Source organism: Mycoplasma sp. CSL7491-lung, from assembly GCF_018913965.1.
GTDB lineage: Bacteria > Bacillota_I > Bacilli_A > Mycoplasmatales > Metamycoplasmataceae > Mycoplasmopsis.
In genome coordinates, this window is sequence record NZ_JAHMHG010000004.1 from 70,328 (window position 1) to 81,900 (window position 11,573).

Here is an 11,573-nt window from a genome sequence, read left to right on the forward strand (position 1 = left end):
TTAAAATAGTTTAACCTTTCTTTGTTTTGTTCTTAAAATATAAATTAAGGTAATTAAACCTGTTGATAATAAAGCGACTAAAATTGTTGTTGAAATTCAAAAAACATCTGAATTTTCATCTTTTTTAATCAATTTAGAATCATAATCTTTTGATGTATAAAAATTTATTTTAAAACTGTTTTGACCTTTTATCAAAAACGAATTGGTATTTGCTTTAAAATTAAAAGTTTTTGATGTTTTAAAATATTCCTTATTATTTTTTAATACTAATTTGTCTTTATTTTCAAGTTGTTTAAAGAAATTTTGGTCAAATGTAGGTAAATCAAGTTGATTTAAAATTTCTGTTTTAATTTCTTCGTTAACTAAAAATACACTAGTAATATTATTTAATATTTCGGTGATTATCTTTTTGCGAGCAGAATCAAAATATTTATCATCAACAAAAATATCTAATTCATTAAAATGATATTTACCAATATCTATTTTAGAATTTAATTTATATCTGTCATCTTTTTTTAAATTTATATCGTTATTGTTGTTTTTATTTGTATCAGTGTTTTTGCTAAAATTATTTTCGGTATCGCTTGAACCATTTGAGGTATCATTTAAACCATTTTGGGTATCGCTTGAACCATTTGAGGTATCGCTTGAACCATTTGCGGTATCATTATTTTTTGAATTATTTACTTCTTTTTTCGACGATGGGTTATTATTATCATTATCATCTCTATTATCAATTCTATTAATATCATTCTCTCCTATATAATCTTCATCTATTAATTGAGATGGTTTTAAATTACTAAAAATATATGATTTTAGGTTATATTCACCTGTAATTGTTTTTAAAGGAGAAATTAAAGATATATTAGTTTTTAATAAATAATAATCCGAATTAATAGTTTCATTATTAAAGATATTTTCTTTAATTTTTTCTTTATCGAACTCTTGATATGGTTTATCAACTAATTTTAAACCATCATAAATACCATTAATAACATTCTCAATATTTAATTTTGTATAAATATGACTAAATAATCTTATTTTTTCTAGTTTATTTTGTGATATTTTGTCTAATTCAACTTCTAAAAATCTTCATAAATTAAATAAAACATCTTTTTTATGACTATTTTTTAATTTATTAGCAAATTCTAATCATATTTTAAAATTTTCAATGGATTCTGTTGTGTATTTAAATTTTTCAATATTTGATGAAATATAATTAAATAACATTTTTTTGTTTTGTATAAATTGATTAATATTATTTCAATACATTTGATTATGTTTATCAACTAAAACAAATTTAAATTCTGTTAATTTTGATAATAGTTCGTTTATTTGTTGTATTTCTAATGACTTTTTGTGATTTGAAATAGCAAAACTTTTATTAGTTTTATCAATTCAATAATCTATGACTTCTTTTAAGAATGTATATTTTTTATTTATCAAGTCATATTTATTACCAATGACTGATTTTAATGCTACTATTAATTCATTTTTAGGTCTATTAAAATCAAATTCTTTATTTTCAATAAGATTTTTATCTTTAATTTCTTTTAGAGTTTTTTCAAATATGAAATTAGAGTTTGTATTTGATAAAATCAATTGTTTAATTATTGATTTTGGCTTTTCATTTAAATCTAAATATTTAGTATATTCTTCTGAAGACAATAAATCTAATTCATAATCTAAATTTTTAATTTTAAAATTATGAAGATATTTAAAATCATATTCATAATGATTATTATCATATTCGGTTTCATAATTAAAATTATTAAATAAGTTATCAGATTTTAAAGCTTCTTTTAATTGTTCTAATGAGAAATTATCATATGACAAATCGCTTATTTCTAAAAAATCAAGTGGATTTGAAAATTTAGGATATTCAATTTCAATTGTAGTATTAGAATCTTTGGTAATAATGAATTTTTCGTCATTTAGTTCAAAAAGACCATCTCAAAAAATATAAATTGAGTTATTAGTTAATGAAATTTTAGGCTTAAATAAATGTTTTAAAATTTCCCCCAGATTAAAAGATTTTCCATTCAATAGAAAGAATGTATTATCAAAATAAGAAAAATAGTCATCAACATCCATTTCAGTCCCATTTTCATTGATAAAATCCAAATTATAAAAACCTTCGCCAATAGAATAACCTGAAATTGATTTTAAGATAAATTCTTGTAAATAATTAATATTGTTTTTTCAATCGCTTAAAGTTCTTTGCTCTAATTTTTGTTTAATTTTATCTTTATCTAAAAAAATATTAATCGGTCAATTAATTTTATATCCTTTTTTAGACAATCAACTTGTTAAATCTATTTTTTGTGTTGGTTCATCTTTAATAAATTTAATAATTGTGCTATTAGGTTGCAAATTGTAATTAAAATTAAAACTATACACATTTAAAGTAGAATCGTTTTGATAAATATTGACTTCTTTATCGTTATCACTATTTAAATATTCAAATTTTTCTGCTTCAACCAAACTAATAGGTTTTGAATTTAGATAACTATAAATATTTGTTTGATTTTTATCATTTTGCATTTTAGATTCAATAAAATCTGCTAATAATTGTTTATATTCTTGTAATTCAGGTTTTAAAGAATTATATAAAAGAGTTTCTTCGTTGGATAATTTATTATTATCGACTAAATATTTTTCAAAATCATTAATGAATTCTTCTTGTTTTAGTGAATTAAAATGTAAAGAAAATGAAATGTTTTTATATAATAAAAAGTTTTCGTATTGAATTATTAAATCTGAATAATTTAAACTGTTTATATCTAATGATTTATTATTTAAAAATTCTTTAAATGACGTAAAAAACTTTGAATTTTCAAGATTATTAACTAAATTTAATTGATTCAATTTTATAAAAGCATTATCTAAAATATTTTTTTCTTGCGAATCCTTAAATTTTTGATTTGTTTGATAAATTAAATAAAATTTTGGTAATCCTGTTTTTTGAATTGCATTAAGTAAATATCAACCTTCTGTCTTCGGTGCTGCAAAATACAAAATACCTTGTGAATCTGTTGTTAAATTAAATTCTTGAATATTTTGTATATCTACTAAATCATTTCCGAAATAAAAACCTTTAATTTCTTTAAATCCATCATCAAATTGTAAATGAAGACCTGCGTCGGCAAATATTGTTTTAACTATAACGGAATTGTTTTCTTCCCCAAAATATTCAACTAATTTAGATTCATTTAATTTAGAAATTTTGGGTCATATTTTTAAATTTGATATTTGTTTGTAAAACTTAGAACTTAAAGTTCAAATTTGTTCGTAAGTACCAGTCTTTGGGTTAATTTTAAAGTCGTAATCAGGGTTAGAAATTAAATTACCGTCCTTATCAACAATTTCTTTAAAATTTGAATCAATTTGATATGGGTTTATTTTTTGTGCTTGGTCAAAATTTATTTTTGGATCTCAACTATGCAATTTAAAATCAATTTCATCAAAAACTTTATTCAACTCAATATCTTTAAATAAATTTTCTGTTATAGTATAAACTTTTGCTTCGTTTCTATTTATTTTTCCGGCTTCTACTTTATATTCTTTAACTTGTATTTTTAATTTTTGGTCGGTAGGCAAAATTTTATAAATGAAACCAATTAAAGATATTGGAACTACTCTATCATTGATAATTAATTCTTCATTATTTTTTGGACTTAAAAATAAATTTATTGAAGCAGCCGAAACTAGTGTTATTAAATTATTATCTAATTTTTGATAATTATATTGGTTTTGTTTATGTGCTTCGTCTGAAACTGGCACTGCGATACCTTCCTTCAAAGAAAATACTTGTTGAACAGAATTTTCACTAGTATCTTCAGATAGTTTTGGTATATTTATTTTAAATCTTTCTCATCAATAAGTATTTTTGTTTGAATTTTGTGCCGAAGGATTAATAAAAATTTTAATAGGTTCGTTAGCATTAAATTCTGTGTAAATTACTTCTACGTATGGTCTATCAGAATATATAAATTTAATATTATTACCAAGTTTTGAAGTTAAATGTCTATAAATATTAGAATTTTGAACTTTTGTACCTAAACTAGAAATATATTCTACATAATCATCGAATTCAATATCATAATTTCAATTGTTATTTATTTTTTTTACGCCTTTTGACAATAAAAATTTTTCTAAAGCATATTTTTTAATATCTTCTTCATCTAAAAATGATATTTTTGTATCAAAATGTGTACCGAATCTTGATGAAATTAATTTAATTCTATCTTCCGACTTAACTAAATATTTGTTAGTTAAGTTTGACCAATTATTTTTGATTTTGTTAAATAAATTTAAACTATACAAACTATTTATTTGATTATTATAAAATTCATCTTTATTTTGTTTAACTCTTAATTTATCATTATTAAATTCGAAATCTTCAATTTTTAAAGGAATTATTGACGGTCAATACTCATTATTTTTAATAATTAAACTTGAAAAAGCGTTGTAATCTCCGCTTGGTCTATAACTTTTAGAATTTTGTTTTGGATTTAATTCTTGTTCATATAATCCTAAATCTTGATTTGATGTTGTTGTTAATAAATATTGACTATATTCATAAAAATACAAATTAGATAATTTATATTTAGAATATGAATTATTAATGGTTGCACCAGAAATAGTATCTGTAAAAGGTAAATATGCGCTAACATCAACTGACAAAGTTTTAGATTCAATTGTTGATTTTAATTTTAAATCATTAATAAATAATGCGTTTTTTGTGTTTTCAGAAATATTAAAAATATCTTGATTTACAACTTTAAAATTTGATAATTCTTTTTTTAATTTTTTTCAAAAATCATTGAAATTATTATAAGAATTTATTTTAGATTCAACTAAATCCAAACTATTAGATTTAATAAATTTAGAATTTTTAAATTCTTTATTTAAACTAAAAAATGATTGTTTTCGTTTGAACGAATATGAAAGATTATGTAAGTTGCTATTGTAATTACTATCCGTATTTGAAGATATTTCTAAATTTGGATATATCTTTTTTATTTCCTTAAGTAATTCTAAGGTAGTGTAATTAGTTTCTTCGATGTTATTATTATATAACTCTTCATCATCATAATAAGAAACTACCCCAATTGTAGGTAAAATTGATGCAATAGCACTAGAACCTATAAAAAATTTTTTATATTTCATCTTTCTCCTTATAAACTCATTAAATTCTTTTTAAATTCAACTAAAAATGATAAATAATTCTTGAAATTTGTGTATTTATTTAAATTTGATTCGTAGTTTAATATTTCTTTATTGTATTCATTTAATAATCGTTCTTTAATTTCATTGTTCAATTGTTTTTTAAACAATTCGTCAATATCGAATTTAAGTGATTTAATATGCTTTTTAAAAATAGTAAAGTCATCAAAAAATAAATCTTTTTCAAAATCATTATAATTAATTGCAATTTGATAATGTTGTTTGTCCGTTAGAAAAAATAAACATTCACCTGTTTTTGAATTAGAAATAAATTTTAATTCATGTTCTGATAATGAGTTTGATGTTTTGTACAACTCTTTAATCGAGTCTAAATCAAGTTGTTTAGCATTAAAGAAAAAGGAATATTGTATATTAGCAAGTATTTTAGATGCATTTTGTGATATATCTACAACGTTTTGAGTTGCTAGAATAATTGAACCATTATATTTCCGAATTGTTTTAGTAGTATCAATTAAAAATTCCATTAATTCTGGTGTGTTGTCTTTCAATGCAAAGTGTGCTTCATCTATAAACAAAACAGTTTTAAAATAAGATTTATTTATTGAATTTATACTAATTTTTGTATTTATTATTTTAAGCAATAAATAAATTTGAGCCATTGCCGAGGATTGATTTTGTTGTGATAATAACTTTTTAACATTAAAAACAATAAATTTATTATTTAGATTTATATTAGACTGTTGATTAAAAATATTTTTATATGAAGTTTGTTCTTGAAAGAAGAATTTAAATTCTTTAATCATTTTTGTTAATGGTTTAAGATATATTATTTCTTCTGTTTTGTTATCAAACTTTGTATTTTCTAATTCGTTAATAAAATCATTTATAATAGGTCATTTTTTAATACTTTTTAAATCATTTAATGTTTTGATATTATAAAAATGATGATTTTTATATAAGTTTTTTAAAGCCATTTTGATTAAAATAGTATTTGTTTTAGAAAGATTTTTAAATAATATTTCAAATCAAGTTGCAACAAACTCAATATGATTATCTATCGCATTAAATACTTTGATATTTTCATCATTAAATTCATTAATTTGTATTTGTAATGGGTTTATAATGGTGTTTTTACCTTCTTTAAGGTCTATATATTGACCATTAACTTGACTACAAATTTTTGAATATTCTTCTTGTGGATCTATTACTATAATTTGTGAATTATCGTAAAATTCATTTAATAATAATTTTTTAGATAACGTTGATTTCCCTGAACCTGAAGTTCCTATAATAATAGCATTTGAATTTCTTCGATTTTGTGTTCTAGTGAATAAATCAAATAAAATTGGGGAATTATCATTGATTTGCGTACCTAAAATAAAATCATTTTTATCGTCTAAAACTTCTAAATTTCAAGGTCAACTAAAACCTATTAATTCAGGTAATCCTTGAATCGAAGAATTTAACATGTCAAATGGCGTTAATTGATATTGGTTATATGATTTTAATTGTTCAAAATTAAATTTAGATAATTTAATTCTTTCTCTTTTAGAATTATTAACATTTTGTTTTTCTATTTTTTGTAATTCTTCTAAATTATTTGCTCTATTTACAATATAAAACCCAAAGTCTATCAATGGTTTTTGTTGTTTTTTAACTATATTTTCAATTAATTCATTAAAAATTTGATATTCATAAATATTTCTTTTGTTTCTTAATAAATGTTTTGAATTTTCTAACGAATTTGAACCCACAATTCTATTTGATGATTCTAATAATTTTTCAGCATGTTTAAAAGGTATTTTTGAAAAATTTATTATGATTGTTGAATCTGTATCATACAAAGAATTTAATCATCCGTTTTCAACTTCATAATCAAATTCTTTAATTGCTTGAACCGAATAATAACTATTATTTAGTTTAAAATAATTCGATTTAAATTCAATAGATTTAAAATCGAAAATTTCAAACAAATCAACGTTTTCCGGATTACTTGAGTTCAGAACTTTCAATTCAATTTCTGAATAGGTTTGATTTAATTTGTAATAATCATTAAAAAACAATAAAGTTTCTATTTGATTTAAATCTGATAATATAAAATTTACACTTTCAAATGCGAATTTGAAACTTTGAATGTTTTCGTTCAACTTAAATTCATTATCACCATAAACAAGAACATAATATTCTTGATATTGTTGATTTTTAAAGTTTTCAATATCTCTTTTTTTAGATTTAAGATAGTTTTGTGAATTAATATCTTGGTATATATTTATTTTTTCTTGAACATAAGAAATATTTTGTTTAAATTCGGATGAATTATTTATTTTTATAATATTAATTTGGCCTTCAATTGTACTGATAGAATTAGATAATTGATTTAATAAAGAATTTTGAAGATCTGCATCATATTTAAAAATAGAATTTCCGTGTAATTTAAAAACTTTTGAATAAAGTTGTTTTTTAGAAATTATTTTATTAGTTTTTAATAAACCGTTTTTATCTATCGTATCAAAAACCATCATATTCTTAATTTGTTTTTGTTTAAATTCTTTTTTAGAAACTTTAAATTTAAACCAAATTCAATAAAGTTGATAAACTTTATAATTTGTATTTTTAACATCTAAAAACAATAGCATTATGATTGGAATAAAAGAAATAGGTAAAACAATCTTATAAATTTTATTTATTTGTGGAAATCCAAAAAATATCACACAAAATTCAACTATAACCAAAATCATAAAAAGAAAAACATCGTATAAACTTAAATTTTTAAATATATTAAATCTAGTTCTTCTTAATGGTTTTGGTTGTAGCATTTTTTACTCCTTTTAATTCTTGAATTAAAGATGTTATTGTTGTGTTTAATTTTGTTATAGGGGCATCATTTGTTGAAATAAGACTATTTTGTCTTTTTTTACTAATAATTATTTGATTGTTTTTTCTTAAAAAGTTTTTATCATTACTAATATTTTTTTGATTAGCATAAGAATTAATTAAATTATTATTAGTTTGTTGTGCATTTTTAGATTTTTTAAATTTAATTTTTGGTGCTTCTGCAAAATCGTTTAAATTGAAAAAATACATTATTCTAGCAATCATATTTTCAAGGCCTAACGACATTCCAATTAAAATTCCTGTTGGTAAAATTACTGAAATAATTTTTTTGTATGGAGAATATGAAGGATCATTAATAATTTCATCTAAAAGAATTGGCGTTTGCTTGAAAGTAGTCTCTAGTAAAAATAAAAATAATAAGAGTGCAATTAAAATAATGAACAAACTTAAAATAGTTTCTGTAAATTTAACAAGTCATTTTTTAAGTGTTATGCCGCTATCATTCAAACCTTGAGTTATTGCAGGCGGCAATCATAATAAATAAACAAATTGATAAGCAACAATCTTAACTACTCTAATAAATAAATTTAAAATAACTTTTAAAATAAAAATTATTGCAATAAATAATTCTATTATTAATAATATTCCGTTTGAATTTAAATTAAACCAATCATCATAACTTAAAGTATTAAAAGTATTTTGAACTTGTATTCAGGCGTTATGTCCTTGTGAGTTGTTAGTTCATTCAGGTTCAATTACTTTAAAGATGTATTTTGCAATAGTATCTGATGAATTAAGAATTAAAGATGTTTTTATTGCATCATAAACTAAAACAAACAAAATCATAAATAATCAAATCAACATTGGGATTCCGATGACTAAAATAAATGAAATAAACGTTTGTTTTAATGCATCTTTTAACAAAATTTGGTTTTGTTGTGATTTCGAAGACTTTAAAAGTCTATAAATTAATATAAAAACAATTGCAATTAAACAAATTACAGCTATCGTAAAGAATCTAACAAAGAAAGTACTTTGAAAATTAATCTTATATCCGCCAAAAATAATATAAATTGGTAATTTTAGAGCTATAAATTCTAGTGTTGAGTGAAGAATATGTAATACTCAAATAGGTAGAAATATAAATATATATCACAAAGCAGTGAAGATATATCAACCTACTCAATTAATTAAAAAACCCATTATATTTTAAGTTTGATTCAAAATACTTCAACCGTTAGAATTTTGGACAATTAAAAATCCTAACGCTATAAACAACACTAATACACCTAAACCATAAAAAATAAGTTTTTTTAATTCATGTTTATATTCACTAACATCTGTTTTTGATAATTGCATGAACCGGCGTGATAAATTTATTATGCTTCAAACTATAAGTCCGATTAATAAAAGGATGGCTGGTATAGTTAAAGCAGATATCAAAGTTTGAAAACCACTAGTAATGGACTTAGAAACGTCGCTTGATAAAGTGCCTGGAGCAGTTGTGGTTTCTAACAAAATATGTCTCATGATTTCTCCTTTCGATTATTTAGTTTCAGTCAAAGTTGTCAAAAACTAATTCGCCAAAATTAACACAATTATCTTGATTAGATTGATCTAAATCTGCTCTATAACTTAAAACATAAGGGTATGATTCGAAATGTGGATAATTTTGGTCATCGTAATATAAAATTGATATTGGTTCCTTATTTACATATTCTTTTAATAAATTTTCTAATTCAGATATAGTTAAATCGTCTTTTAAAACTAAAAAGTTATTTTTTGTTTTTTTTACAACATAATTTTTAGAATAATGATTAATTTTTTCGTTTTGTTCTTTATTGAAAAAAATTAAAATGTTAGGTTTGCTATTTAGACTATCATATAGTTCTGTTTGATTTCATTTTTTCATTTCTTTTCAAACTAATCTATACAAAATATCTTCAACCATTTGTTTGTCTAACTGAAATTTTCTATCAAGAATGTACTTTTCAAGTCGAATTATTTTTTGTTTGAATGACCAAGATTTATTTTCTAAATAAACTCTTAATCTATTGTCTCTATCTATTAATTCTTTTATTTTTTCTAAATTCATATTAAATCTTTTGTTTAATAACTAAATCTAAACAATTACGTGTATCTTTAATACAATGTCTTTGTTTTCTTATTTTTTTAGTATTATTAAATTTCATCAATATATTCCAATATTTCTGCTTTTGATAATTCATAAAATAATTCATTTTTTTCAAGTTGTTTAAATTTAGTTGAATACCCATTGATTTTAATAAAATTACTTTTAGAATCATCGTATAAAAACTCTTTACGATTAAAAATTAAAATATCTAAATTAGGCATTTCATCAAAAAAATAACCCATTGAATTTTCATTTAAAGTTTCAATATATTCATGATAGTTATAAATGTCATTATTTTCTAAAAATTCATTATTTTTAATTTTTAAGACTATTTCATTTCAGTCTTCAACAGAAATTAATTCTTTTATAAAATTGATAACTTTTTTTAATTTTTCTATGTCCGTAGTAAAAATAAAGTCATTTAAAATACGAATAATATTATAGTTTTCGAAATCTACACTTAAATCAAGCACATTTAAACATTCAAAGTATTCTAAAATTGTTTCATAGTATTCTTTTTGATTAATATGATTTTCTAAATTATTATTTAAAGTGCTTGAAATTTTATTTGATATCTGTTCAAACGTTTCTTCTGTAGATTCTAAATTGTCATAATAAGAAAGAACAAAAGTTTCAATATCGATATTATTAAATTTTAAGTCTTTTTTGTTTTGTGTTTGAGACATTTTACTCCTTTGTTTTTGTTGTTGAACTATAAGCAAGCAGTTTTTGACCTTTTGAGCCATTTTTTGGTTGAAAATATGGTCGTCGTTGAATAGTATCCTCAAATTTTTTAATTCATTTTGGTTTTGTTTTTAATAAATATTGAAGATTTATTTTTGACAAAGCAATAAAAATTCATAATGCTTCTTCATAATCGTCCGATTTTATAACTCCAATCAAATCATATTTAATATTTTTTGATTTTTTACTTTCTTCATAATCTTCATTTAAATTGAATTTTTTAAATAAAAGTTGTAAAATTTCTAACGCTTTTGTTGAGTTATAAATTCTTAAATTTGTATTTACAAAAACATTGTTTTTTGTTCCATAAAAAATTTGTTTAATATTTTTTGATGCTTTATCAACTGATGTTAAAAAAACATATTCTAAAATAGTAATTAATTTTTGGGCTATATTTTTAGCAACATCAACATTTATATTTGAATCAAAAGCATAAACTAATCTAATTTTTTTGTTGTTTTCATTTGATGAATTAGTTTCGTATCAAAAACTAGGTAAGAAATATTTTAAAAATAACATATCTGACCTTCTTTTGTTATTTAATTCTTCAAATTTAATAACTTTTTTATAAAAATTAGTTAAAGTTTTATACAAAATTTCTGCTTTTGAATCAATATCAATATTAATAAATCTAGTTTTTTGTCCTGTTGAACAAATATAACTTTTGTTT

Annotated in this window: 7 protein-coding genes; all 7 read right to left on the reverse strand. The window is 21.2% G+C overall.

Going from position 1 to position 11,573, the window contains the following annotated elements:
• Complete coding sequence (locus KQ876_RS03385; RefSeq protein ID WP_216490285.1) at positions 1–5,172, reverse strand: hypothetical protein; 5,172 nt, start codon at positions 5,170–5,172, stop codon at positions 1–3.
• Between the two features lie 8 nt (positions 5,173–5,180).
• Complete coding sequence (locus KQ876_RS04490; RefSeq protein ID WP_216490287.1) at positions 5,181–8,006, reverse strand: Mbov_0397 family ICE element conjugal transfer ATPase; 2,826 nt, start codon at positions 8,004–8,006, stop codon at positions 5,181–5,183.
• The gene (locus KQ876_RS03395; RefSeq protein WP_216490289.1) at positions 7,975–9,228 is read right to left on the reverse strand and encodes an Mbov_0396 family ICE element transmembrane protein; all 1,254 of its coding nucleotides are present in this window, start codon (positions 9,226–9,228) and stop codon (positions 7,975–7,977) included. Before KQ876_RS03395 ends, KQ876_RS04490 begins: the two co-directional genes overlap by 32 nt.
• Positions 9,229–9,234: 6 nt before the next feature.
• On the reverse strand, positions 9,235–9,555 hold the full coding sequence (locus tag KQ876_RS03400) for a hypothetical protein (RefSeq protein ID WP_216490291.1): 321 nt from the start codon (positions 9,553–9,555) through the stop codon (positions 9,235–9,237).
• Between the two features lie 19 nt (positions 9,556–9,574).
• Positions 9,575–10,120: a hypothetical protein gene (locus tag KQ876_RS03405; protein WP_216490293.1), complete on the reverse strand. Its 546-nt coding sequence runs from the start codon at positions 10,118–10,120 to the stop codon at positions 9,575–9,577.
• 86 nt (positions 10,121–10,206) lie between these two features.
• Positions 10,207–10,845: a hypothetical protein gene (locus tag KQ876_RS03410; RefSeq protein WP_216490295.1), complete on the reverse strand. Its 639-nt coding sequence runs from the start codon at positions 10,843–10,845 to the stop codon at positions 10,207–10,209.
• A 1-nt stretch (position 10,846) separates the two neighbouring features.
• Positions 10,847–11,573 (reverse strand): hypothetical protein (locus KQ876_RS03415; protein ID WP_216490297.1); only part of this gene is annotated, 727 nt, incomplete at its 5' end.